This window comes from Mycobacterium gastri (assembly GCF_002102175.1).
Taxonomy (GTDB): Bacteria; Actinomycetota; Actinomycetes; order Mycobacteriales; family Mycobacteriaceae; genus Mycobacterium; species Mycobacterium gastri.
In genome coordinates this window covers 74625-99623 of sequence record NZ_LQOX01000116.1, presented here as the reverse complement: position 1 = coordinate 99623, position 24999 = coordinate 74625, and the positions used below count along the sequence as shown (strand labels likewise).

At 67.4% G+C, this 24999-nt stretch carries 22 protein-coding genes and 1 pseudogene; 13 read left to right on the top strand and 10 right to left on the bottom strand.

Annotated elements, in window-relative coordinates; all coding sequences use genetic code 11:
• Positions 1 to 144 precede the first annotated feature (144 nt).
• Positions 145 to 2085: pseudogene (locus AWC07_RS15950) on the top strand (DEDD exonuclease domain-containing protein); the annotation flags it as partial.
• On the opposite strand, the gene trpD reads toward AWC07_RS15950, so the two are convergent.
• Positions 2023 to 3123, bottom strand: a complete 1101-nt coding sequence (trpD, locus tag AWC07_RS28805) for an anthranilate phosphoribosyltransferase (RefSeq protein ID WP_244187606.1) — start codon at positions 3121 to 3123, stop codon at positions 2023 to 2025. The pseudogene AWC07_RS15950 and the gene trpD sit on opposite strands and share 63 nt — an antisense overlap.
• A gap of 150 nt (positions 3124 to 3273) precedes the next feature.
• Between trpD and ctaE the strand changes: the two genes are divergently transcribed.
• From ctaE to qcrB, 4 genes are all read left to right on the top strand, one after another.
• Positions 3274 to 3885, top strand: a complete 612-nt coding sequence (ctaE, locus tag AWC07_RS15940; protein ID WP_036414905.1) for an aa3-type cytochrome oxidase subunit III — start codon at positions 3274 to 3276, stop codon at positions 3883 to 3885.
• A gap of 38 nt (positions 3886 to 3923) precedes the next feature.
• Positions 3924 to 4772 (top strand): cytochrome bc1 complex diheme cytochrome c subunit, encoded by an 849-nt coding sequence (gene qcrC / locus AWC07_RS15935; RefSeq protein ID WP_085105138.1) that lies wholly within the window; start codon positions 3924 to 3926, stop codon positions 4770 to 4772.
• A 62-nt stretch (positions 4773 to 4834) separates the two neighbouring features.
• The gene (gene qcrA, locus AWC07_RS15930) at positions 4835 to 6010 is read left to right on the top strand and encodes a cytochrome bc1 complex Rieske iron-sulfur subunit (protein WP_244187609.1); all 1176 of its coding nucleotides are present in this window, start codon (positions 4835 to 4837) and stop codon (positions 6008 to 6010) included.
• Positions 6007 to 7665 carry a cytochrome bc1 complex cytochrome b subunit gene (qcrB, locus tag AWC07_RS15925; protein WP_036417004.1) on the top strand — a complete coding sequence of 553 codons (1659 nt, stop codon included), beginning with the start codon at positions 6007 to 6009 and terminating at the stop codon, positions 7663 to 7665. The genes qcrA and qcrB overlap by 4 nt, the downstream gene beginning before the upstream one ends.
• 228 nt (positions 7666 to 7893) lie before the next feature.
• Here the strand turns inward: qcrB and AWC07_RS15920 are convergent, their stop codons facing one another.
• From AWC07_RS15920 to ctaC, 4 genes are all read right to left on the bottom strand, one after another.
• Positions 7894 to 8535 carry a DUF2561 family protein gene (locus tag AWC07_RS15920; RefSeq protein ID WP_036417007.1) on the bottom strand — a complete coding sequence of 214 codons (642 nt, stop codon included), beginning with the start codon at positions 8533 to 8535 and terminating at the stop codon, positions 7894 to 7896.
• A complete protein-coding gene (locus tag AWC07_RS15915) occupies positions 8535 to 9464 on the bottom strand; it encodes an MmpS family transport accessory protein (protein WP_036417009.1) in 930 nt (309 codons plus the stop codon). Before AWC07_RS15915 ends, AWC07_RS15920 begins: the two co-directional genes overlap by 1 nt.
• A 183-nt stretch (positions 9465 to 9647) precedes the next feature.
• Positions 9648 to 10067 (bottom strand): cytochrome c oxidase subunit 4, encoded by a 420-nt coding sequence (locus tag AWC07_RS15910; RefSeq protein ID WP_023364906.1) that lies wholly within the window; start codon positions 10065 to 10067, stop codon positions 9648 to 9650.
• Positions 10068 to 10078: 11 nt separating this feature from the next.
• Complete coding sequence (gene ctaC, locus AWC07_RS15905; RefSeq protein ID WP_036417012.1) at positions 10079 to 11188, bottom strand: aa3-type cytochrome oxidase subunit II; 1110 nt, start codon at positions 11186 to 11188, stop codon at positions 10079 to 10081.
• Positions 11189 to 11525: 337 nt separating this feature from the next.
• Here ctaC and asnB point away from each other — a divergent pair, with 337 nt between their 5' ends.
• A complete protein-coding gene (asnB, locus tag AWC07_RS15900; RefSeq protein ID WP_085105137.1) occupies positions 11526 to 13502 on the top strand; it encodes an asparagine synthase (glutamine-hydrolyzing) in 1977 nt (658 codons plus the stop codon).
• Positions 13503 to 13579: 77 nt separating this feature from the next.
• Here asnB and AWC07_RS15895 read toward each other — a convergent pair whose 3' ends face one another.
• Positions 13580 to 14554 carry a carbohydrate kinase family protein gene (locus tag AWC07_RS15895; RefSeq protein WP_036409663.1) on the bottom strand — a complete coding sequence of 325 codons (975 nt, stop codon included), beginning with the start codon at positions 14552 to 14554 and terminating at the stop codon, positions 13580 to 13582.
• Between the two features lie 192 nt (positions 14555 to 14746).
• On the opposite strand from AWC07_RS15895, the gene AWC07_RS15890 reads away from it, so the two are divergent.
• Positions 14747 to 15415 (top strand): Rv0361 family membrane protein, encoded by a 669-nt coding sequence (locus AWC07_RS15890; protein WP_036409662.1) that lies wholly within the window; start codon positions 14747 to 14749, stop codon positions 15413 to 15415.
• 50 nt (positions 15416 to 15465) lie between these two features.
• Here the strand turns inward: AWC07_RS15890 and AWC07_RS15885 are convergent, their stop codons facing one another.
• Both AWC07_RS15885 and AWC07_RS15880 read right to left on the bottom strand, forming a co-directional pair.
• Positions 15466 to 15822: an iron-sulfur cluster assembly accessory protein gene (locus AWC07_RS15885; RefSeq protein ID WP_036409660.1), complete on the bottom strand. Its 357-nt coding sequence runs from the start codon at positions 15820 to 15822 to the stop codon at positions 15466 to 15468.
• Positions 15823 to 15904: 82 nt separating this feature from the next.
• Complete coding sequence (locus tag AWC07_RS15880) at positions 15905 to 16981, bottom strand: glycerate kinase family protein (RefSeq protein ID WP_139829726.1); 1077 nt, start codon at positions 16979 to 16981, stop codon at positions 15905 to 15907.
• 175 nt (positions 16982 to 17156) lie between these two features.
• Here AWC07_RS15880 and AWC07_RS15875 point away from each other — a divergent pair, with 175 nt between their 5' ends.
• The 5 genes from AWC07_RS15875 (at position 17157) to AWC07_RS15855 (ending at position 21564) form a co-directional block, all read left to right on the top strand.
• Positions 17157 to 17858 (top strand): DUF3043 domain-containing protein, encoded by a 702-nt coding sequence (locus AWC07_RS15875; protein ID WP_036409658.1) that lies wholly within the window; start codon positions 17157 to 17159, stop codon positions 17856 to 17858.
• 24 nt (positions 17859 to 17882) lie between these two features.
• Positions 17883 to 18236 carry a bifunctional adenosylcobinamide kinase/adenosylcobinamide-phosphate guanylyltransferase gene (locus tag AWC07_RS15870; protein WP_036409656.1) on the top strand — a complete coding sequence of 118 codons (354 nt, stop codon included), beginning with the start codon at positions 17883 to 17885 and terminating at the stop codon, positions 18234 to 18236.
• Entirely contained in the window at positions 18233 to 19303 is a 1071-nt protein-coding gene (gene cobT / locus AWC07_RS15865; RefSeq protein ID WP_036409654.1) for a nicotinate-nucleotide--dimethylbenzimidazole phosphoribosyltransferase, read from the top strand. The genes AWC07_RS15870 and cobT overlap by 4 nt, the downstream gene beginning before the upstream one ends.
• Complete coding sequence (locus tag AWC07_RS15860; RefSeq protein WP_036409651.1) at positions 19300 to 20040, top strand: adenosylcobinamide-GDP ribazoletransferase; 741 nt, start codon at positions 19300 to 19302, stop codon at positions 20038 to 20040. The genes cobT and AWC07_RS15860 overlap by 4 nt, the downstream gene beginning before the upstream one ends.
• Before the next feature lie 114 nt (positions 20041 to 20154).
• Positions 20155 to 21564, top strand: coding sequence for a hypothetical protein (locus AWC07_RS15855; protein ID WP_084293321.1), 1410 nt, complete (start codon positions 20155 to 20157; stop codon positions 21562 to 21564).
• Here AWC07_RS15855 and AWC07_RS15850 read toward each other — a convergent pair.
• Both AWC07_RS15850 and gcvT read right to left on the bottom strand, forming a co-directional pair.
• Positions 21561 to 22667, bottom strand: coding sequence for a branched-chain amino acid aminotransferase (locus AWC07_RS15850; RefSeq protein WP_036409649.1), 1107 nt, complete (start codon positions 22665 to 22667; stop codon positions 21561 to 21563). The genes AWC07_RS15855 and AWC07_RS15850 overlap by 4 nt on opposite strands.
• A gap of 50 nt (positions 22668 to 22717) precedes the next feature.
• On the bottom strand, positions 22718 to 23815 hold the full coding sequence (gene gcvT, locus AWC07_RS15845; protein WP_036409647.1) for a glycine cleavage system aminomethyltransferase GcvT: 1098 nt from the start codon (positions 23813 to 23815) through the stop codon (positions 22718 to 22720).
• A gap of 45 nt (positions 23816 to 23860) precedes the next feature.
• On the opposite strand from gcvT, the gene AWC07_RS15840 reads away from it, so the two are divergent.
• Entirely contained in the window at positions 23861 to 24997 is a 1137-nt protein-coding gene (locus tag AWC07_RS15840) for an adenylate/guanylate cyclase domain-containing protein (protein WP_036409640.1), read from the top strand.
• Positions 24998 to 24999 lie beyond the last annotated feature (2 nt).

The window sequence follows — 24999 nt, the reverse complement described above, 5'->3', positions numbered from 1 at the left end:
TAAGACGTTCGATCGCCATTGGGGCTGCGCCGAAGGCTAACCGCCGGCACCGACATCTCCGGCGCTGCTGAGGATCGGGCGCCGCCGACCCTTGCCCGGCGTGGGAACCGTTGGCTGTCGGTGCGGCTGCCTAACGTCACCGCCATGGGCGCTAGCGGCGGGACTCAATTGAGTCTCGCCGGACTCGACCCGCTCGCATTTCCCGGCATCGACCCGGCGGACACGCCGGGCCCGCCCTCCGACGAGCTATTGCCGCTGCGGGAGACCACCTTCGTCGTGGTCGACCTCGAGACAACCGGCGGCCGCACCACGGGCACCGAAGCTGCGCCGCCAGATGCCATCACCGAGATCGGGGCGATCAAGGTGCGCGGTGGGACCGTGCTCGGCGAGTTCACCACGCTGGTAGACCCGCAGCGCAGCATCCCGCCCCAGATCGTGCAACTGACCGGGATCACCACGGCCATGGTCCGTGACGCCCCCACGATCGGCGCCGTCCTGCCGATATTCCTCGAATTCGCCGGCGACTCGATTCTGGTCGCCCACAACGCCGGGTTCGATATCGGCTTCCTGCGGGCTGCCGCTTCGCGGTGTGACATCACCTGGCCGCGGCCGAAGGTCCTGTGCACGGTCCGCCTGGCACGGCGGGTACTGAGCCGAGAGGAAGCGCCCAGTGTGCGGTTGGCCGAACTGGCGCGGCTGTTTTCGGTTGCCACCCAACCCACCCACCGCGCCCTCGACGATGCCCGGGCCACCGTCGACGTCCTGCATGCCCTGATCGAGCGGGTGGGCAACCAGGGCGTGCACACCTTCGCCGACCTGCGTTCGTATCTTCCCAACGTGAGCCCGGCGCAGCGCCGCAAACGGGTACTGGCCGACGGGCTGCCGCACCGGCCGGGAATCTATCTATTCCGCGGACCTTCGGGGGAGGTGCTCTATGTCGGCACCGCGGTCGACCTGCGCCGCCGGGTAAGCCAATACTTCAACGGCGCCGACCCGCGCGGCCGGATCAAAGAAATGGTCACCCTGGCCGTCGCGGTCGACCATGTCGAGTGCGCGCACCCACTGGAAGCCGGTGTGCGTGAGCTTCGGATGCTGGCCGCACATGCGCCCCCGTACAACCGCCGATCAAGATTTCCCCACCGTTGGTGGTGGGTGGCCCTTACCGAGGAAGCGTTTCCGCGCGTGGCCGCCGTTCGCGCTCCCCGGCACGGACGGGTTATCGGCCCGTTTCGGTCCCGGGCCGACGCCGCCGAGACGGCCACCCTGTTGGCGCGCTTTACCGGGATCCGAACGTGCACCAAGCGGCTGGCGCGGTCGGCTTTGCACGGCCCGGCCTGCCCCGAAGTGGAGGTATCGCCCTGCCCCGCCGCCCGGAACCTGACCGCCGCGCAATACGCCGAAGCTGTGCAGCGCGCGGCGGATTTGATCGACGGACGGGACAACACCGCGCTGGCCGCCGCGATCCACCAGGTCACCGCCCTGGCCGAGCGACATCGTTACGAGAGCGCGGCGCGGCTGCGCGACCATATCGCCACCGCGATCGAGACGCTGTGGCGTGGTCAGCGGTTGCGCGCGCTGGCCGCGCTGCCCGAGCTGATCGCCGCGGCGCCGGACGGCGGTGGTGGCTATCAGTTTGCTGTCATCCGCCACGGCCAACTGGCTGCCGCCGGTACCGCCCGGCGCGGGGTGTCACCGATGCCGGTGGTCGACGCCCTGCAGGCCGGTGCCCAGGCGATTTTGCCGGCCGAGGCGCCGCTCGGCGGCGCGCTGGTCGAGGAGACCGCGCTCATCGCCCGCTGGCTCGCGGCGCCGGGCGTGCGCATCGTGCGGGTCACCGGTATTCCGGACGCCCGGGGCTCCGCCGAAACCGCTGGCTGGGCGACACCGCTGCGCTGCGCCGGCGCATGGGCGGCCTGGGCGGCATCGGCGCGTTCGGCGCGGCTGGCCGCCGAGCAGGCACCCGGCCCGATGGGGCGACTCTCCCCTGACCACGACCCGGCGCCGTACCGCCAGGCCGGCAGCTCAGAGCTGCCGGCTGAACCGCACCCATCGCGCGAGCAACTGTTCGGCCGCGCCGCTGTCGATCGCCTCGCTGGCCCGCTGCAAGCCGTCCTCCCACGCGGGCAGCCATTCAGCCCGGCTGGATAGCCCGGCATGGGCGACAATCGCGCCGGCGGCGTTGAGCACCACCGCGTCTCGGATCGGGCCCTGGGCTCCGCCGAGCACCGCGCGGGCTTCGGCCGCGTTGGCCTGCGCGTCGCCGCCCAGCAGTTCGTCGAGTTCGGCACGCGCGAAGCCGAATCCCGCGGGATCGAAAGTCAGTTTGTCGACGGTGCCCGCCTGCACCCGCCAGATCGTGCTGGTGGTCGTCGTGGTCAACTCGTCGAGCCCGTCGTCGCCGTGCACCACCAGCACGCTGGACCGGCGTGTGGCAAACACCCCAGCCATCACCTCGGCGAGGTCAGCGAACGCGCAGCCGATCAACCCGGCCCGCGGCCGTGCCGGATTCGTCAGCGGCCCAAGCAGATTGAACACCGTAGGCACGCCGATCTCGCGGCGCACCACCGAGGCGTGCCGGTACGACGGATGGAACTGCGGCGCGAAGCAAAAGCCGATCCCGACTTCCTCAAGGCTGCGTACCACCTGATCGGCGTCTAGGTCGATGCGTACCCCGAGCGCTTCGAGGGTGTCGGCCCCCCCGGACAACGACGACGCCGCCCGGTTGCCGTGTTTGACCACCGGCACACCGGCGGCGGCCACCACGATGGCCGCCATCGTGGACAGGTTGACCGTGTTGATCCCGTCGCCACCGGTACCCACGACATCGACGGCGTCATCTGGAACGGCGTGGGCAGGCATCGGGCGCGCGTGGTCGAGCATCACGCCGGCCAATTCGGCGACTTCGTCCGCGGTGGGCACCTTCATCGTCATCGCCACCGCGAACGCGGCGATCTGGGCCGGCCGTGCGGCTCCGGTCATGATCTGATCCATGGCCCAAGCCGCCTGGCCCCGCGCCAAGTTGCTCCCGGCCGTCAAGCGACCCAGAACCCCTGGCCAAGAGGGCACGGAAGCCGACGCCGCCGGGGTCCGACCACCGGGGGACCCCTCACCTGACCGAGCCACTCGCCGATGGTCGCATGCCGGCCGGCCACCGCCCAACGCGCGGCCGGCAACCCCGCGCACGGGGCGGCACGCGGCTGGGAAACGACGCGCGGAAAACGAATTTGTGCCCCGGGTAGAGTTCGACAACTACAAAGCGTCATACTTGCGGATGTGACGAGTGCTGTAGGGACCTCGGGTACTGCCATCACGTCGCGCGTGCATTCGCTGAACAGACCGAACATGGTCAGTGTCGGCACCATAGTGTGGCTTTCCAGTGAGTTGATGTTCTTTGCTGGTCTGTTCGCTATGTACTTCACTGCGCGCGCTCAGTCCGGCGGGAAGTGGCCGCCGCCGCCGACCGAGCTCAATCTCTATCAGGCGGTGCCGGTGACGCTGGTGTTGATCGCGTCGTCGTTCACCTGCCAGATGGGAGTGTTCGCCGCCGAGCGCGGCGACGTGTTCGGGCTGCGCCGTTGGTATGTGATCACATTCCTGATGGGCCTGTTCTTCATCCTTGGGCAGGCCTACGAGTACTACCACCTGACGACGCACGGGACGACCATCCCGGGCAGCGCCTATGGCAGCGTGTTCTACCTGGCGACCGGCTTCCACGGGCTACACGTGACCGGCGGCTTGATCGCCTTCATCTTCCTGCTGATCCGGACCGGGATGAGCAAGTTCACCCCCGCCCAGGCAACCGCCAGCATCGTCGTCTCCTACTACTGGCATTTCGTCGACATCGTGTGGATCGCGCTGTTCACCGTGATCTATTTCATCCGATGAGCCGGCCCCCCCGAACAGGCATGAATAGGAGTGCTCAGTTGAAAAGACTGGGATTCACCCGATCCGGCGGCAGTGAGCAGCAGAACAGTCGCTCGCGGCGACGCCTCCACCGGCGGTTGTCGGGCGGATTGCTGCTGCTGATAGCGCTCACCGTCGCGGGCGGGTTGGCTGCCGTCCTGACACCTACCCCGCAGGTGGCGGTAGCCGACGAGTCGTCCTCAGCGCTACTGCGCACCGGCAAGCAGCTGTTCGACACGTCGTGCGTGTCGTGCCACGGGGCCAACCTGCAGGGCGTGCCCGACCACGGGCCCAGCCTGATCGGCGTCGGCGAGGCGGCCGTCTACTTCCAGGTCTCCACGGGTCGGATGCCCGCCATGCGAGGTGAGGCTCAGGCGCAGCGCAAGGAGCCGATCTTCGACGAGACACAGATCGACGCACTCGGCGCCTACGTGCAAGCAAACGGGGGCGGCCCCACCGTGGTCCGCAACCCCGACGGCAGCATCGCCACGAAATCCCTGCGGGGAGATGACCTTGGGCGCGGCGGCGACCTGTTCCGCCTCAACTGCGCCTCCTGCCACAACTTCACCGGCAAGGGCGGCGCGCTGTCGTCGGGCAAATACGCGCCCACCCTGGGACCCGCCAATGAGCAGCAAATTCTCACGGCGATGCTGACCGGGCCGCAGAACATGCCGAAGTTCAGCGATCGCCAGCTGTCCTTCGAAGCGAAGAAGGACATCATCGCCTACGTGCGGACCGTCGCCGAGGAGCGGTCACCGGGTGGCTACGGACTTGGCGGATTCGGACCCGCGCCCGAGGGCATGGCGATGTGGATCATCGGCATGGTCGCCGCCATCGGGCTGGCACTGTGGATTGGGGCGCGATCATGAGCGACGGCTCTCCCGTGACCGGCGACGCGAAAACCGACCTCGGCTCGGACACCGACTCTGATATGGGAAAAGCCCCGGGCGCGGCCCATGAGCCGGACGAGGCTGCGCTGGCCGCGATGTCGCAGCAGGAACTGCTCGACCTGGGCAGCAAGCTCGACGGTGTCCGGATCGCCTACAAGGAACCCCGCTGGCCGGTCGAGGGCACCAAGGCCGAGAAACGCGCCGAGCGCGGAGTGGCATTCTGGCTTTTGCTGGGCGGTGCATTCGGTCTCGCCCTGCTGCTAATTTTCCTCTTCTGGCCGTGGCAGTACAAAACCAAGGGAGAGTCGGGCAGCTTTCTGTACTCCCTTGCCACCCCGCTGTACGGACTGACCTTCGGGCTATCCATCCTGGCGATCGCAATCGGGGCCGTGCTATTCCAGAAACGCTTTATCCCGGAAGAGATTACGGTCCAGGACCGGCACGACGGCGCGTCTCGCGAGATCGACCGCAAGACGGTGGTGGCCAATCTGACCGACGCCTTCGAGAGCTCGACGATCCGGCGCCGCAAGCTCGTCGGGCTGTCCTTGGGTATGGGATTGGGCGCGTTCGGGCTCGGCACCCTGGTTGCGTTCGCCGGTGGCCTCATCAAGAACCCCTGGAAGCCGGTCGTCCCCACCGCCGAGGGAATGAAGGCCGAGCTGTGGACGTCCGGCTGGACCCCGCGCTACAAGGGAGAGACGATCTATTTGGCGCGGGCCACCGGTTTGCACGACGGGCCACCGTTTATCAAAATGCGCCCCGAGGATATGGACGCCGGCGGCATGGAGACGGTCTTCCCGTGGCGGGAATCCGATGGTGACGGCACCACCGTGGAATCCCACGAGAAGTTGCAGGCCATCGCGGGGGGAATTCGCAATCCGGTGATGCTCATCCGCATCAAGCCAAGCGATTTGGGCAAGATGGTCAAACGTCAGGGCCAGGAGAGCTTCAACTTCGGCGAGTTCTTCGCCTACACCAAGGTCTGCTCGCACTTGGGCTGCCCGGCATCACTGTACGAACAGCAGAGCTACCGAATCCTGTGCCCGTGTCACCAGTCGCAGTTCGACGCGCTGCACTTCGCCAAGCCGATATTCGGCCCGGCGGCCCGCGCGTTGGCGCAGCTGCCCATCACTATCGACTCCAACGGATATTTCGTCGCCAACGGCGATTTCGTCGAGCCCGTCGGACCGGCATTCTGGGAGCGCACAACATCATGAGTCCAAATCTCCGTCCTCCGAAAATCGGTGATGTGCTGGCCCGTCAAGCCGAGGACGTCGACACCCGGTATCACCCGTCGGCCGCGCTGCGCCGACAGCTGAACAAGGTCTTCCCGACCCACTGGTCGTTCCTGCTCGGCGAGATCGCGCTGTACAGCTTCATCGTCCTGCTGATCACCGGCGTGTATCTGACGCTGTTCTTCGACCCGTCGATGACCGAGGTCACCTACAACGGCGTCTATCAACCATTGCGCGGCGTCGAGATGTCGCGCGCCTATGAAACGGCACTGGACATCTCCTTCGAGGTCCGGGGCGGGTTGTTTGTCCGCCAGATCCACCACTGGGCCGCGTTGATGTTCGCCGCGGCAATCATGGTGCACCTGGCGCGGATTTTCTTTACCGGGGCCTTCCGGCGGCCGCGCGAGGCCAACTGGGTTATCGGGTCGCTGCTGCTGATCCTGGCGATGTTCGAGGGCTATTTTGGCTACTCGCTGCCCGACGACCTACTGTCGGGGCTGGGTCTGCGGGCGGCGCTGTCCTCCATCACGCTGAGTCTGCCGGTGATCGGCACATGGATGCACTGGGCGCTGTTCGGCGGCGATTTCCCAGGCACCATCCTGATTCCCAGGCTCTATGCGCTGCATATTCTGCTGCTGCCCGGAATCATCCTGGCGCTGATCGGTTTGCACCTGGCACTGGTGTGGTTCCAGAAGCACACCCAGTTCCCCGGCCCCGGCCGGACCGAGCACAACGTCATCGGCGTGCGGGTCATGCCGGTGTTCGCGTTCAAGTCCGGCGCATTTTTCGCCGCGATCGTCGGCGTGCTGGGCCTGATGGGTGGCCTGCTGCAGATCAACCCGATCTGGAACCTGGGTCCCTACAAGCCGTCACAGGTGTCGGCCGGCTCGCAGCCGGACTTCTACATGATGTGGACTGAAGGGCTGGCTCGTATCTGGCCGCCGTGGGAGTTCTACTTCTGGCACCACACCATTCCCGGGGCGGTAGGGGTGGCGCTGATCATGGGCGTGATCTTTGTGCTGCTGATCGTCTACCCATTCCTGGAGAAGCGGTTCACCGGCGACTATGCGCATCACAACCTGCTGCAACGGCCACGGGACGCCCCGGTGCGGACCGCGGTCGGCGCGATGGCGATCGCCTTCTACATGGTGCTCACCCTGGCCGCCATGAACGACATCATCGCGTTCAAGTTCCACATCTCGCTCAACGCGACGACCTGGATTGGCCGCATCGGCATGGTGGTGCTGCCGCCGTTCGTGTACTTCCTCAGCTACCGGTGGTCCATCGGACTGCAGCGCAGTGACCGGGCGGTGCTCGAACACGGCGTCGAAACCGGCATCATCAAACGGCTGCCCCATGGGGCCTACATCGAGCTGCACCAGCCGCTCGGCCCGGTCGACGACCACGGACATCCGCTACCGCTGGAGTACCAGGGCGCTGCTGTTCCCAAGCGAATGAACAAGCTGGGCTCGGCCGGCGCGCCGGGTAGTGGCAGCTTCTTGTCCGCCGATCCGGCATCAGAGGACGCGGCGCTGCGGGAGGCCGGTCATGCCGCCGAGCAACGTGCGCTGACCGCGCTACGCGAATACCAGGACAGCATCGCCGGCTCGCCCAACGACGAGCACGGCCAGCACTAGAGACGTGAAAGCAGCACCCCTGCGCCGATACGTTCAGGCTCGGGCCGTCGACCAGCCCGGACCCTGGAGCGACCAGCGGCGGGTGCGCCCGGGTCGCGGATCCACGAGACCCGGCTAACTGTCGGCTAACTGGGCAACGCCGCACCGGCTACCCGGTGGCTGTCGGCGCGACACGTCGGGGGTCAAGGTCAAGAGAGGACCAGGCGATTGCCGGTTGCCGGGCTCGGGTTATCGCTCGGCGGCTACCCGGCGCAACTGCCGGACGTGGTACCACTCGATCGCCGGCATTCCTGCGGTGATAACCGCTGCCGCCCCATAGCTGACCCATGATGGGCCGTCGTGACCGACGGCCATCAGATACGTTGCCAAGGCCACACCGATCAAGGCGGTGCCGATGGCACCGGTCAGCGCGACAGTTCCACGCAACCAGATCCGATCCACCGCTTCACGGGACCGCTCGGCGGCTGCCTCGAACGCCCGGACCTGGTCTCGCCGGGTCGAGCCGCCCACCGTGCGCACCGCGGGTTTCCCCGGCCCGGCCGGCGGCCTGCCAAGCGCACGTGGCAGCGCCGGCCTCGCCGCCGACTCGGCCCCCGACATGCGGCGAGCCCGCAACAGCACCGGAATCGCCCCCGCAATGATCAACGCGGAGATGATGATGACGGCGTACAACACCCAAGTGGTGCGCGAGTCCCTCGCCACCTTGTGAAAGCCCCGTCCGAGGTCGGCCAGCGCGACCGCTGCCGCGACGCTGACGCCGACCAGCACCAGCCAGACCGCCGCACATGCGCCGATCAGGATGCGGTCGACGACAGCTGGAGCCACGATGCCGTCCGGCCCGCGCCGGTATGCGGAGTATCTGCCGAGCATCAGCAGCTCGTTTGCGGTGCGTCGTTGTTGTTCGATGACAGCACCGTCCCGTCGCTCGTGGTGATTGAGCAGTTGAGTTTGCTGACCCGGAAGAGACTGGACGCTTCCACCGAGCCCACATCAGATTGTGAGATCGGTGTGACGGTCATTGACCATGGAATGTAAACGTTGTGCTGGGTCCGTCGGCGCCCCGAAGCGTCGACGTAGGTCACCGAGATGATGTCACCGGGCGCCTTGGTGCCGGTAACCGAATAAGTGACTTGTCGCGGACCAGCCAGGGTCGTGGTGGTGGTGGGCGGTGGTGCCGCCGCCGTCGTCGTCGCCGGAGGCGGTGCCGTCGGGGTCGTCGCCGGCGGCGGGGGCGGAGGCGTCACGGTCACGGTCTGCGTCTCCGTCGCTGTCGGGATCTCGGTCGTGGGCGGTGGTGGCGGCGGCGGCGGTGGCGGCGGCTTGGTAGTCGTTATCTCATCCTGTATCGCCGGCGCCGACGAGGAGGTCGTTGCAGGGTTGGCCAGTCTGTGGGATTCGGTGCGGGTGACGAGCAGCGACACCGAAACCACCAGGGCGATGGCGGCCAGTATGGCTGCCACGCCGACCACCCATGGCCAGCGCGGAGCGCCATGTTCGTCGTCGGCGTCCGATGTGTCGTCGTAGTTGTCGTATTCGTACAGACTGGGATCGGCCGGCAGATACGGCCCGCTGATGAATTGCTCGGACTCTGGAGCCGAGTACGCACGCGAGTAGGCTTCGGTCTCCCCGGTGGGATATGCCGCGTCGATGCGGCCACTATCGTCAAGCGGTTTCAGTGCTCCGCCCTCGGCACCTGCCAGCTCATCACCGGTGTCGCTCAAGGCTTCCAGTTCGGCGCTGGAATCGCCGGCGGAATCGGGTTCCTCAGGTTCCCGTCCCGGCGGATTCGGCCCGCTCATGTTTGCCTACCCTGTCCAAACTGCCTCACCAGAGCGCTGGGCTCCGCGGCTGCAGTTGCGCGCGTGCGCTCGGTGGATTCTCACTGTGTATCGCAAACCCTACCCAACCGGGCAGGGCACAGAAGTCGAGGCTAACTGGCCACCGATCAACTGATGCCCTGATTGTGACCTTTCCGGCTCTGATCAGTGCTTCTCGGGTCCGACGTAGTATTCGAAGACCAGTCCGGCCGCCGAGGCCAGGACGAATACCACGCCGGCAACGATGAGCCACGGCAGCCATAGCGCGACGCCGGTCGCCGCCACCGAGCCGGACAACGCAACCAGGATCGGCCACCAGCTGTGTGGGCTGAAGAAACCCAATTCCCCTGCGCCGTCGCTGATTTCGGCACCCTCGTAGTCCTCGGGCCGGGTGTCCAGCCGGCGGGCCACAAATCGGAAGAACGTGGCCACGATCAACGCCATGCCGCCCGTCAGCGCCAGCGCAGTTGTGCCGGCCCACTCGACCCCACCGGTGGCGAACATCGAAGTCAGCACACCGTAGAGCACCGCACACAACACGAAGAACGCGGCGACGAACTCGAAAAGCCTGGCTTCGATATGCATTCTGCAGTGTCCTAACCTTGGCTCGGGGCCAATTGACCGCGGCGGGCGTCGAACGGATGGGTTGTCACGGCGAGGGGCGGCTGGTTGATCGCCTGCAAGGCTTCGGCGTTGGTCTTACCGTCGATACGTTGCTGCAAGTAGGCCTTGAAGTCGTTGGGGGCCACCACGCGGACTTCGAAGTTCATCATGGCGTGGTAGGTGCCGCACATTTCGGCGCAATGGCCGACGAACGCTCCGGTCTTGGTGATCTGCTCGATCTGGAAAATGTTGACCGAGTTATTCGCGGCCGGATTGGGCATCACGTCACGCTTGAACAAGAACTCGGGCACCCAGAAGGAATGGACCACGTCGGCCGAGTTCAGCTGGAATTCGATGCGCTTGCCGGCCGGCAACACCAGGACCGGAATTTCGTTCGTGGTGCCCAGCGTCTCGATCTTGTCGAAGTTGAGATAGCTGCGGTCCTCGGTGTTACGCCCGGCAACCGGCCCGACGAGCTCTTCACCGTGGGCGTCCTTGCCTTCCGGCTTGGATTCGACGGCGTGCTTGCGAGCCTCGTCGGCGCCGTCGTAGGTCAAGGTGCGGTCATGGAAGTCGACCCGCTGATAGCCGAACTTCCAGTTCCATTGGAACGCCGTGACGTCGATCACGACCTCTGGGTCTTTGGTGGTGTGCAGCATCTTCTCCTGCACGACGACGGTGAAGTAGAACAGCACCGAAATGATGAGAAACGGCGTGACGGTCAGTACCAGCTCAAGGGGCATGTTGTAGCCGAACTGTCGGGGAAAGTCGGCGTCGCTTCGCTTCTTTCGGTGAAAGACTGCCGTCCAGAAGATCAGACCCCACACGATGACCCCGACCACCAGGGAGGCGATCACCGCACCGACCCACAACTCCCGGTTGACGTGGGCTTCCGGGGTGACGCCCTCGGGCCAGCCTAGGCCCAGCGCTTCGGACCAGCTGCAACCGCTCAGAGTGACGGCCAGCGCGCCGAGGGCCCCGGTCAGTGCCGCCAGCCTAAGGCGTGGGGCGAGCCCGCCCGCTCCGCGCCGCCGACCGCCGGAACGGATCTCAGAATTGCCCTGCGACAAGCATTGCGAACGACCTGGCTCGCGAAGTGTCACGTTGCGCCTCCTGTAGCACAAGCTGGGCCGACTCGGGCTAGGCGCCGCTTCCGGCGGGAATCGTCGGCTAACTCGGATTCGAATACTACGCAGCGTAGACCACGCCGCCCGCGCAGGCGACGATGCGTGCCAAAACGGCCGGCGATGCCGGTACCCTGGCCCGCGGTGCGGGCACATCCGGATCGCTTGACATGCCTCGCAGTGGCTACCAGGCGGCGCGATACGGCCCTTTTGGAACCCCAAATCGTGAACCGACGAGCGCGAGACCCGGTCTCGATCACCATTACCCGCCGGCCGCGCCCGGGCAGCAGCGCCTCGTGCGGCATACTGGGGCGCCGTGTGCGGACTGCTGGCCTTCGTCGCGGCCCCGGCCGGCGCTGCCGAGACCCAGGGCCTCGACGCTGCTGCCCGCAGCGCCACGGAGGCCGACGGCGCGATCGCCCGCGCGTGCCACCTGATGCGCCACCGTGGCCCCGACGAGCCAGGCACCTGGGTCGATCCGGACGCCGACGGATCGGTGATCTTCGGGTTTAACCGGCTGTCAATTATCGACATCGCCCATTCCCATCAGCCGCTGCGGTGGGGCCCGCCGGAGGCGCCGGATCGGTACGTGCTGGTGTTCAACGGCGAGATCTACAACTACCTGGAGCTGCGCGACGACCTCAGCACCCGGCACGGCGCCGTGTTCGCGACCGACGGCGACGGCGAGACGATCGTCGCCGGCTACCACCACTGGGGCACCGACGTGCTCAAGCGGCTACGCGGCATGTTCGCTTTCGCGCTGTGGGACACCATCACCCGTGAATTGTTCTGCGCCCGCGACCCGTTCGGCATCAAGCCGCTGTTCCTGGCGACCGGCGCCGGCGGCACCGCGGTAGCCAGCGAGAAGAAATGCCTGCTCGACCTCGTCGACTTGCTGGGATTCGACACCCGAATCGACCCCCGGGCACTGCAGCACTACATCGTGCTGCAGTACGTGCCGGAGCCCGAGACGTTGCACCGCGGGGTCCGCCGGCTCGAATCAGGGTGTTACGCCTGGATTCGGCCCGGGCGAGAGCCGGAGATCACCCGTTACTTCATGCCGCGTTTTGCCGCCACCCCGATCACGCCCGACACCGAGCAGGCGCGCTACGACGAGATCACGGCGGTGCTTGAGGACTCGGTGGCCAAGCACATGCGGGCCGACGTCACCGTCGGCTCGTTTCTGTCCGGGGGCATCGACTCCACGGCCATCGCCGCCCTGGCCATCCGGCACAATCCGCGGCTGATCACCTTCACCACCGGTTTCGAGCGGGAGGGCTTCTCCGAGCTCGATGTCGCGGTGGCCTCGGCCGAGGCGATCGGCGCGCGCCACGTCGCCAAGGTGGTCAGCGCCGAGGAGTTTGTGGCCGCCCTGCCCGAAATCGTCTGGTATCTCGACGAACCGGTGGCCGATCCGGCGCTGGTGCCGCTGTTCTTCGTCGCCCGGGAGGCCCGCAAGTACGTCAAGGTCGTGTTGTCCGGGGAAGGCGCCGACGAACTGTTCGGCGGCTACACGATCTACCGCGAACCGCTGTCGCTCAAACCGTTCGACTACCTGCCGCGGCGGCTGCGGCGGTCGATGGGGAAAGCCTCCAAGCCGCTGCCGGAGGGCATGCGCGGCAAGAGCCTACTGCACCGCGGCTCGTTGACGCTCGAAGAGCGCTACTACGGCAATGCCCGCAGCTTTTCCGACGCACAGCTGCGCGACGTGCTGCCCGGCTTCCGCGAGGACTGGACCCACACCGACGTCACGGCGCCGGTGTACGCGCAGTCGGCCGGTTGGGATCCGGTGGCCCGCATGCAGCACATCGACCTGTTCACCTGGCTGCGCGGCGACATCCTGGTCAAGGCCGACAAGATGACGATGGCCAATTCGCTCGAGCTGCGGGTGCCGTTCCTGGACCCGGAGGTGTTCGCGGTGGCCTCGCGGCTACCGCTGCAGGCCAAGATCACCCGCACCACCACCAAATACGCGCTGCGGCGCGCGCTGGAGCCCATTGTTCCGGCGCATGTGCTGCACCGGCCCAAGCTGGGCTTCCCGGTGCCGATCCGGCACTGGCTACGCGCCGGCGAGCTGCTGGAGTGGGCGTATGAGATGGTGGCCTCGTCGGAGGCCGGTCACCTGATCAACCTGGGCGCGGTCAGCCGGATGCTCGACGAGCACCGAACCGGCGCCGGCGATCACAGCCGCCGGCTGTGGACGGTGCTGATCTTCATGCTGTGGCACGCGATCTTCGTCGAGCACAGTGTGGTGCCGCAGATCGGCGAGCCGCAGTATCCGGTCCAGTTATGACGGCCAGCAGACGCAGAGTCGCACGCGGAAGGTTTTCCGCGTGCGACTCTGCGTCTGCCCGCGGGGCTAGGCCTGGGCTAGGCCAGCACCGCCGTGATCTCGGCGGCCGCCTCGTCGCCGTATGCACCGGCCAGTCGGGACGCTGCGGCCTGGTGATCCCACTGCCACTCTTGGGTGCCGGTCGATTCCAGCACCAACACCGCGACCAGTGAACCCAGCTGCGCGGACCGCTCCAAGCTCAACCCGGCGCTGCGCCCGGTCAGGAATCCGGCTCGGAACGCGTCGCCGACCCCGGTGGGGTCGGTCTGGCTGGTTTCGGGGACCACGCCGACGTGGATGGTGGTGCCGTCCGGGTCCACCACATCCACCCCCTTGGGACCTAGAGTGGTTATCCGCAGGTCGATCTGGGCCATCACCTCGGCCTCCGACCACCCGGTCTTCGACAGCAGCAGGTCCCATTCGTAGTCGTTGGTGAACAAGTAGCTGGCACCGCCGATGAGCTGACGGATTTCCTCGCCGGACAGCCTCGCCAGCTGCTGGGAGGGATCAGCGGCGAAGGCCAGCCCCAGCTGGCGGCATTCCTCGGTGTGCAAGAACATCGCCTCGGGGTCGTTGGCGCCGATGATGACCAGCTCCGGAGTACCGATCGCCGACACCACGTCGGCGATCTTGATGGTTCGGGCCTCTGACATTGCCCCCGGATAGAACGACGCGATCTGGGCCATGTCCACGTCGGTGGTACAGGTGAACCGCGCCGTGTGCGCGGCCTCGGAGATCAGAACGTGATCACAGTTGACACCGTGGGCTTTGAGCCAGTCGCGGTATTCGGAGAAGTCGGCGCCGGCCGCGCCGACCAGCGCCACGTCACCGCCCAGCACGCCGATGGCAAAGGCCATATTCCCGGCCACGCCGCCGCGGTGCACCACCAGGTCGTCGACTAAGAAGCTCAGCGACACCTTGTGTAAGTGTTCGGGCAGCAGTTGCTCGGAAAAGCGGCCGGGAAACCGCATCAGATGGTCGGTTGCAATCGAACCGGTTACCGCAATCGTCACAAAATCTCCGTCCTTGGTCCGTAAGGTCGTCTAGCCTCTCACAATTATCGGTGCCGCGGCCCGCCCCGTCGCGTCGACAGCCGACGGCAGGTGTTGCGCTAGCCTGCCCTAGGGAACTCACCTCATTGCCGGAATCCGCTGCCGGGCGGCAAGCCCACATGTCGTTTCGTCCACCACCGTAGGAGAACCACGATGGCCGGTCAGCACCCGCCGGACCCTGCCGTCGGCGCCGAAGGAGCCGGAGAGGTGCGACCGTACCCGCAGACCGGGCCCGATGAGCCTGTTGAATACCCCCATGAAGCCGCCGACCGGCAACATCCCTTTCCCCCCGCCCCGGCGGCGGGTTATCCCGGCATGCCGAGCTCCTATCCGAGGCGACGGCCCAAGCGGCTGCTGATCGGCGCCCTGCTGGCCCTCGCCTTGGTCGGCGCGCTGACCGCGGCAATCGTGTACGGGGTTCGCACCAACGGGGCCAACACCGGGGGCACCTTCACGGAAGCATCGGCGAAAACGGCGATTCAGGGCTACCTCAACGCACTCCAGCACCGCGATGTCGACGTCATCGTTCGCAACGCGCTGTGCGGGATCTACGACGGGGTGAAGGACCGGCGGTCGGATCAGGCCCTGGCCAAGTTGAGCAGTGACGCCTTCCGCAAGCAGTTCTCCAAGGCCGACGTGACGTCGATCGACAAAATCGTGTACTGGTCGCAATACCAGGCCCAGGTGCTGTTCACCATGCAGGTGACGCCTGCCATCGGCGGCCCGCCGAAGGGGCAGGTGCAGGGAATCGCGCAGCTGCTCTTCCAGCGCGGGCAGATACTGGTGTGCTCGTACGTGTTGCGCACGGCCGGGCAGTATTGACCGGGCCGGGATGGTCCCGGACCCGGCAGACCCGCGTCGGTCAGGTCAAGTCAGTTGAAGGAATCCCCACACGCGCAAGACCCGGTCGCGTTGGGATTGTCGATCGTGAAGCCCTGCTTCTCGATGGTGTCCACGAAATCGATCGACGCGCCTTCCACGTACGGCGCGCTCATCCGGTCGACCGTCAACGTCACGCCGTCGAACTCCGCTGTCAGGTCGCCGTCCAGCGTCCGGTCGTCGAAGAACAGGTTGTAACGCAGGCCGGCGCACCCTCCGGGTTGCACCGCTATCCGTAGCGACAAGTCGTCACGTCCCTCCTGGTCGAGCAGGGACTTCGCCTTGGCGGCAGCGGCCTCGGTCAGGATCACGCCATGGGTCTTGGCGGTCGGCTCGTTCTGCACCGTCATTGCTTCTCCTACATGCCTCATCGTTAGGTGGGCTCACCGGCTGTCGTGTCAGCCCGGGCCCCGTCGGGAAAACCCACTGCTACTAACGGTACCGCGCAGGCCGGGGATTCCCGAGTCGCGCGGCGACTTCCGACGCCAAACCCATCAGCTGATTAGCCGCATCGGCAAGTGCCAACCGCACCGAACCCGCATAGTCGGCGATGGACAAGGCCGACATGATGCCAGACGATCGGATCGTCGATTTATCCAGGACCACTTGCCCGGCCAGCACTATCACCGGAATGCCCAGCGGGCGGGCCGCGGCCGCGATCTCGCCGACGACCTTGCCGTGCAACGACTGCTCGTCGAACTTGCCCTCACCGGTGATGATCAGCTGCGCTTCGGCGAGGTCGTCGGCCAAGTGGGTGTGTTCGGCGATGATCGCGGCACCGGACTCGCATCGGCCACCGAGCGCGAGCAGACCCGCGCCGATGCCGCCGGCGGCGCCCGCACCAGGCTCGGCGCTCACTGCCCGCCCGGCGGCCGCGTCCAGTTCCACCGCCCACGCCTCGAGACGGGCCTCCAGTGCGGCGACGGTGGCCGCGTCCGCGCCCTTCTGCGGCGCGAACACCCTGGCCGCGCCCCATGGTCCCACCAGCGGGTATTCCACGTCGGAGGCGGCGATCAGCTCGACTCCGGCGAGTCGTCGGCGGGCGTTGTCCAGGCCGCCGAGTTCGGTGATCATGCCGTACCCGCCGTCCGTACACGCGCTGCCGCCCAGCCCGACCACAATGCGCCGCGCCCTGGCCGCGACTGCGGCAGCAATGAGCTGCCCGACTCCCCTGCTGTGTGCGGTCAACGCGGTCTCGGTCGTTGGCGGACCACCGAGCAGGGACAGACCGCAGGCCTGCGCACACTCCAGGTAAGCGGTTGCCGAAGCCTGATCGAACATCCATGCGGCGTCCACGGCGGTGTCCAGCGGCCCCGACACCCGCAGCAGCCGCGACTCCCCGAAGCGGCTTTGCAGCACCTCGATAAACCCGGGCCCGCCGTCGGACTGCGGAGCCACGATGAAGGTGTCGTTCGGCCGCGAGCGGGTCCAGCCAGTGGCGATCACCGCGGCGGCATCCACCGCGGACAGGCTGTCTCCGTAACAGTCCGGGGCCACCAGCACCCGCATCGCGGGCAGCTGGATCCGGCCGGGCCCGAGGGCATCGGCAGCAGCATCCGAAGCAGACGAGCCGTCCATCACAAGCAAGAGTAGGGCTAACACCGATGCTGGCGCTGGGTAACAGCAGCACATTTCCCCGTCGCTGGTCCCCGGCGCTGCCCGCGCGCACAGTAACCTGTCGACTGTGAAGCTGCTGGGCCGCAAGAAGGGCCACGAAGAAGGTGCCGAGGTTTCGGCGAAGGCTGAGGACAGCCAGGGGGCGCAGACCCGTTCCCCGGCCGGGCCCGCAACTTCCCGCGCGTCGCGGGCAACCGGACCCAAGGGCCGGCCGACGCCCAAGCGCAGCGAGGCACGGCGCAGCGCAAAGAAAGGCCCCGTCGTCCCGGCGCCGATGACGGCTGCCGAGGCGCGGGCCCGGCGCAAGTCGCTCTCCGGCCCGAAACTGAGCCGCGCGGAACGCCGGGCCGAACGCACCGCCAGCCGGGCCCGGATGACCGAACGCCGCGAACGGATGATGGCCGGCGAGGAGGCCTATCTGCTGCCGCGCGACCAGGGCCCGATCCGCCGTTACGTCCGCGATGTGGTCGATTCCCGGCGCAACCTGCTCGGCCTGTTCATGCCGTCAGCGCTGGCCTTGCTGTTCGTGATGTTCGCCGTCCCGCAGCTACAGCTCTACATGTCGCCCACGATGCTGGTGCTGATGGCCCTGATGACCGTCGACGGGATCGTGTTGGGTCGCAAGGTGAGCAGACTGGTCGACGCGAAGTTCCCGAACAACACCGAAAGTCGTTGGAAACTCGGACTTTACGCTGCCGGCCGGGCGTCGCAGATGCGCCGGATGCGGGCGCCGCGCCCCCAGGTGGAGCGCGGAGCCAGCGTCGGTTAGCGCCGGAAAGCTGGCTGACCACTCATGGGCACACTGGTTCTCGGCGGGATCAGGTCGGGCAAGTCCCGGTGGGCGGAGCACACCATCGCGGATTCACTGACACCAGGCCAGCCGGTCCGCTACCGAGTTCCCGCGCTGGTCGCCGAGTCCGACCCAGCCTGGGCGCAGGAGTGGGCGCAACGGGTCGCCAAGCATCACGAACGCCGGCCTGGCCACTGGTCGACCGTCGAAACTGACACCCAGTTGCGGCGGTCACCGGACACGGCGACGCTCGTCGACGAGCTGGGCAGCCTCAACCAGCGAATTGCAGCGGTCTGCGATCAGGTGGTGCTGGTGGGGGCCGGGCAGGCCGTCCCGATCAAGCCGGCACGCACATGATCGGATTCGCACCGATATCGCCGCCCGACCCCGATGCCGAAGCCGCCGCGCGGGCCCGACAGGACGTTCTGACCAAGCCGCGGGGAGCGCTGGGCCGCCTCGAGGACCTGTCGGTGTGGGTGGCCGCCTGCCAGGGCCACTGTCCGCCGCGGCAGTTCCAGCGCGCCCGGGTGGTCGTTTTCGCCGGTGACCACGGCGTCGCCCGGTCGGGGGTGTCGGCGTACCCGCCGGAAGTCACCAACCAGATGGTCGCCAATATCGACGCCGGCGGGGCGGCGATCAACGCGTTGGCCGAGGTAGCCGGTGCGACGGTGCGGGTGGCGGACCTGGCGGTGGATTCCGATGCGGGGTCGGAGCGGATCGGCGCCTACAAGGTGCGCCGCGGCAGCGGCGATATCAGCACCGAAGACGCGTTGACCGCCGACGAGACGGCCCGCGCCATCGCCTCCGGCCAACAGATCGCCGACGAGGAGGTCGACGCCGGCGCCGATCTGCTCATCGCCGGCGACATGGGAATCGGGAACACCACCGCGGCGGCAGTGCTGGTGGCGGCGCTGACCGACACCGAACCGGTCGCGGTGGTCGGGTTCGGGACCGGGATCGACGACGCCGGCTGGGCCCGCAAGACGGCCGCGGTGCGCGATGCGCTGTTCCGGGCGCGGCCGGTGCTGCCCGACCCGGTGGGGCTGCTGCGCTGCTGCGGTGGCGCCGATCTGGCGGCGATGGCGGGTTTTTGCGCGCAGGCCGCGGTCCGGCGGACTCCGCTGTTGCTCGACGGCATGGCGGTGACGGCCGCGGCTCTGGTCGCCGAACGCCTGGCGCCCGGCGCCCGGCAGTGGTGGCAGGCCGGTCACCGGTCCACCGAACCGGGTCACCAGCTAGCCCTGACGGCGCTGCAGCTGGATCCGATCCTGGACCTGCGGATGCGGTTGGGCGAGGGCACCGGCGCCACGCTTGCGCTGTCGGTGCTGCGCGCCGCGGTGGCCGCGCTGTCGTCGATGGCTACCTTCACCGAGGCCGGTGTGTCCGGTCCCCGCACCTCCGGTATCGGCCCGACCTGGCCGTGATCCGTTCCCTGGCAACAGCTTTCGCCTTCGGCACGGTGATGCACATGCCGAGCTTCCGGGCCGCTCCGATGGGACGCGGCGCGATGACGGCGTTACCGGTGGTCGGCGCGGCGCTGGGCGGCCTGGCCGCCGCTGTCACCTGGGCCGGCGCAGTGGTGTTCGGGCCGTCCAGCCCGTTGTCCGGGTTGCTGGCGGTGACGGTGTTGCTGGCCGCAACCCGCGGCCTGCACATCGACGGCGTTGCCGATACGGCCGACGGCCTGGGTTGCTACGGCCCGCCGCAGCGCGCCCTTGCCGTGATGCGCGACGGGTCTTCCGGGCCGTTCGGGGTGGCGGCCGTCGTACTGGTGATCACGCTGCAGGGGCTGGCCTTCCCGGCGCTGGGGGCCGCCGGTGTCATCGTGGCAGTCTTCGCCGGCCGGATCACCGCGGTGCTGGCCTGTCGCCGGTCGGTGCCGGCCGCCGCGGGCAGCGTCCTGGGTACGCGCGTCGCCGATACCCAGCCGGCGGCAGTGGTCGCCGCGTGGCTCGCTGTGCTGGTCGCGGCTTCGCTGCCGGCGGGTCCACGGCCATGGCACGGCCCGGTTGCGGTACTGGTGGCGGTGTTGTGCGGGGCCGTCCTGGTCTCGCACTGCGTGCGCCGCTTCGGTGGTGTCACCGGTGACGTGATCGGCGCGGCGATCGAACTGACGACGACGGTCAGTGCGCTACTGCTGGCGGCACTGTCCCGCTTCTAGTCCTTTAGTCCTTCGCGACATCACCGTTCCCCCAATCGGTGGACAAGCGGTTCCCCTGATTGTGGCCGATCGGAGGATTGTTTTGGCCGCTCAGCGCCCTTAACGTCTTCAGGCATGCCGTTATCACCGTCGACCAGGCCGGTCGCTGCCGCTGCGGCGCGGACGAATCCGTTCGGGCGATTGGTGACCCAGGGCACTTTCTACACCACCGGAATGCAGCTCAGCAACAGCGCCGTGGTGCTGCCCTTCATCTGCGCACATCAGGGCATCACCTGGGCGGCCGGGCTGCTGTTTCCGGCGTACAGCATCGGCTTGATCATGGGAAATTCGGCGTCGCCGGCGATCCTTCAGCGAACCGGCCGGATGCGCCACGTGCTGCTGGCGGCGGCCTCGGCGATGGTGGCTGCGCTGCTTATCTGGGATGCGGTGATCCCGTGGACCGGCGTCTACGCCGCGGCGGTGTTTCTGCTGACCACAGCCGCCGCCGGAGTTGTCATCGCGGTGGCCACTGTCGCCTATACCGACATGGTCTCCGGCAAGTTACCCGCACGACGCCGCGGCGAACTGTTCCTGACTCAAGGCGCCGCGGGATCGACGCTGGCCACCGGCGTCATGCTGCTGATCGTGCCCATGCTGGCCAGCGGTGATCAAATAGCCCACTACCGCGATCTACTGTGGCTGGGCGCCCTGGCGCTGATTGCTTCCGGCGTCGCTGCGCTGCTCGTGGGTCCCATGCGGTCCGCGTCCACCACCACCCGCCCGCCGCTTCGGGAAATCTATCGACAGGGTTTCGCGGTCGCCCAAGCCCAACCGTGGTTTCGCCAGTACGCGATGACGTATCTGTTGTTCGCCCCGATCTGTCTGGGAACCACCTTCTACAGCCTGCGCGCCGCAAAGAAGATGGGCAGTTTGCATGTGCTGGTGGTCCTGTCCAGCGTCGGACTGGTCGTCGGTTCGGCGTTCTGGCGCAAGATCTACCGGCGATTCGGTGTGCGCGGCATGCTGCTGGGCAGCGCACTGTGCAGCACGACCGCCGCCCTGGTGTGCATCGTGGCGGAGTTGTCCGGCCAGTGGTACCACCTGTGGGCCTACGGCACGGTTTTCCTGCTGGCGACGCTGGCCGCCCAACCCGTATCCGCCGCGTCGGTTTCCTGGATCAGCGTGTTCGCCGCCGAGCAGCACCGCGCGACGCTGATCGGCTTCGGGGCGACGTTGCTGGCGATCACGTTCACCCTGCTGGGCGGTGTCCTCGGCATGATCGCCCAGAAACACGCCACCGTCTGGCCGGTCGTCGTTGTGCTGGCGCTGTCCGTGGTTGCCGCTTTCGCAGCCGTCCGTGCACCCGGGCCAATGGATGACCGGGCGCACGATCGATCGTTGCGACCGCAGGCCGGCCTACCAAGGCTGGTCCTTCTCGGAGACTGCGGCGGCTCCGTCCGCCGCCGGCAGACCCGACGGGCCCCGGGCAGCTGGCAACCCGAGCCGGTTCGGCCGGCCGCCGCCGCCGCAGCCGCGGCGAGCTAACCCAACCGCGACATCCACCCGCGGGTATCGGCGAAGGTGCCCCGCTGAATCCCGGTCAACGTGTCACGCAATGCCATGGTCAGCTCACCGGGCTGGCCATCGGCGATGGTGAACTCGACGTCGCCGTACTTCACCCGCGAGACCGGGGTGATCACTGCGGCGGTACCGCAAGCGAACACCTCGGTGATCTCGCCGACCGCGGCCTTCTTCTGCCACTCGGCGATATCGATCTTGCGCTCCTCGACCGTCACGCCGGCATCGGTCGCCAAGTGCAGCAACGAATCCCGGGTGATGCCGGGCAGCAGCGAGCCGGACAGCTCCGGGGTGACCAACCTGGCCGATCCGCCGCTGCCGAACACGAAGAAAATGTTCATCCCGCCCATCTCTTCGACATAGCGGCGTTCGACCGCGTCCAGCCACACCACTTGGTCGCACCCGTTGTCGACGGCTTCGGCCTGAGCCAGCAGCGAAGCGGCGTAGTTGCCGCCGCACTTGGCCGCGCCGGTACCGCCGGGGCTGGCTCGCACGTATTCCGTTGACACCCAGACGCTGACGGGATTGACGCCGCCCTTGAAGTAGGCGCCCGCCGGCGAGGCGATCAGCAGGTAGCGGTATTCCTTGGCCGGCCGCACGCCCAAGCCGGGCTCGGTGGCGATGATGAACGGCCGTAGATACAACGCCTCCTCGCCGCCGGCCTGCGGAACCCAGGCGTTGTCGACGGCGATCAGCTGGCACAGCGATTCGATGAACAGCTCGTCGGGCAATTCCGGGATCGCCAGCCGCCGGGCCGAGGAACGCAATCGCGCGGCATTGGCCTCGGCCCGAAACGACACGATCGAGCCGTCTGTCCAGCGGTACGCCTTGAGGCCTTCGAACACCTCCTGCGCGTAGTGCAGCACGATCGCCGAGGGGTCCAGTTCGATCGGGCCATAGCCGATGACCCGCGCATTGTGCCAGCCCGTGCCCTCGGTGTAGTCGATCGAGACCATGTGATCGGTGTGATATTTGCCGAAACCCGGGTCCTGCAGGATCGCTACGCGTTGGGCATCGCTTGCCGGATTCGCCGCGCGCGTAACCGTGAACTGCAGGGACCCGCTGGTCATGGCGCCGATTCTATCGGTGTACGAAGGGTTTTCCGCACGCGAGTGGGTCGCTAACGCGTTTTCGCCTCGACGAACGGCGGGGGCACCACGGCGCAGTCGACCGCGCGCCCGCGAACGTCGACGGTGACGTGCTCACCGTCCGGCACTCCCGCATCGGTATCGATCAGCGCCAGCGCGATACCGGCCTGCAATGTGGGCGAAAACGTTCCCGACGTGGTGACCCCGACCGCGGTATCCCCGACCAGCACCGTCAGGCCCGGACGCAACACGCCGCGGCCGACCATCCGCAGTCCCCGCAACAGCCGCCGCGGCCCCGCCGCCTTCTCCGCCAGCAGCGCGTCGCGGCCGAAGAACGCATCCTTTTTCCAGCCGATCGCCCAGCCGCAGCGAGCCTGCAACGGCGAAATGTCAGGTGATAGCTCGTGCCCGTGCAGCGGATAACCCATCTCGGTGCGCAGCGTGTCGCGAGCTCCCAGACCGGCGGGCTGGCCGCCCGCGTCGGACACCGCGTCCACCAGGGCGTCGAACACCACGCCGGCAGCCTCCCAAGGCGGCAGTAGTTCGTAGCCGTGCTCGCCGGTGTAGCCGGTGCGACACACCCGCACCGGGACTCCGGAATACGCCGAATCGGCATAACCCATGTAATCCATGTCGGTCGGCAGGCCCAATGCGGTGAGCACGTCGGCGGCGCGCGGGCCCTGCACCGCCAACACGGCGTAGGAGCGATGCAGGTTGGTGATCGTCAGATCGCCCGGGGCGGCCGCCTGCAATGCGCTGACCACGGCGGCGGTGTTGGCGGCGTTGGGCACCAGGAAGATCTCGTCGTCGTCGACGTAGTAGGCGATCAAGTCGTCGATGACGCCGCCGGATTCGTTGCAGCACAACGTGTATTGCGCCTTACCGGGGCCGATGCGGTGCAGGTCGTTGGTCAGCGCGGAATTGACGAACTCCGCCGCGCCAGGTCCGCTGACCAGTGCTTTGCCGAGATGGCTGACGTCGAACAGCCCGACGGCGGTGCGGGTCGCATTGTGCTCGCTGACGGTCCCGGCATACGACACCGGCATCAGCCAGCCGCCGAATTCGGCGAAACTGGCGCCCAGCGCGCGGTGCCGGTCTTCCAAGGGTCCATGCTGCAGCTCATCAGTCACGACGACACACCCTAATCCGCGTCGGCTGCTGGCACACTTGGGTAGGTGTCCGACTCCCCCGACTTCCCCGACTCCCTTGACTTCGAAGCGCTGGAAGCTGCCGGAATCGCTGATCCACTGGGGCGGGCCGACCTGATCAAGTACTTGGACGGACTGGGCTTCACCGTCGCCGAGATGGCCGAAGCCGAGCGCCGCGGCCGGCTGTTCGGTCTTGCCGGTGATGTCTTGCAATGGTCGGGGCCGCCCATCCATACCGTGCGGTCGGCGGCGCAAGAACTCGGGTTGTCGGCCGAGGAGGTCGCCCGCGCCTGGGCTCTGCTCGGCCTTACCGTCGCCGGCCCCGATGTTCCGGCGCTGAGCCAGGCCGACGTCGACGCGCTGGCGACCTGGGTCGGGCTGAAAGCGGTGGTGGGCCAGGACGGCGCCTACGGGCTGTTGCGAGTGATCGGCACCGCGATGGCCCGGCTCGCCGAAGCCGAGTCGACGATGATCCGAGCCGCCATGCCGGACATCCAGATGACCCACACCCATGACGAGCTCGCCACCGCGCAGGCGTACCGGGCCATCGCCGAGTTCGTCCCCCGGATCGGGAACTTGATCGACGTCGTTCACCGGCACCATCTGACCAGTGCCCGCACGTATTTCGAAGGTGTCGTTCAGGACACATCGGCGAGCGTCACCTGTGGCATCGGTTTTGCGGACCTGTCCAGCTTCACCGCGCTGACCCAGATGCTCACACCCGCGCAGCTGCAGGATTTGCTCACCGAGTTCGGCGCCACCGTCGCCGACGTGGTGCATGCCGACGGTGGCCGGCTGGTGAAGTTCATCGGCGACGCGGTCATGTGGGTGAGCCCGACACCCGGGCGGCTGGTGCAGGCGGCGGTTGATCTGGTCGACCACCCGCGGGCGCGCGAGACCGACCTGCAGGTGCGTGCCGGACTTGCTTACGGCACCGTCTTAGCCATCAACGGCGACTACTTCGGCAGCCCGGTGAACCTGGCCGCGCGACTCGTGGCCGTCGCGGCACCGGGACAAATCCTGGCCGCGAGCGAACTCCATGACAAATTGCCGGACTGGCCCGCGACCGCGCGCGGCCCGTTAACGCTGAAGGGTTTTGACGCCCCGGTGACGGCCTTCGAGCTGCGTGCCCGCGACGCCGACGGGCCAAGTCCCGTAGGGTAATT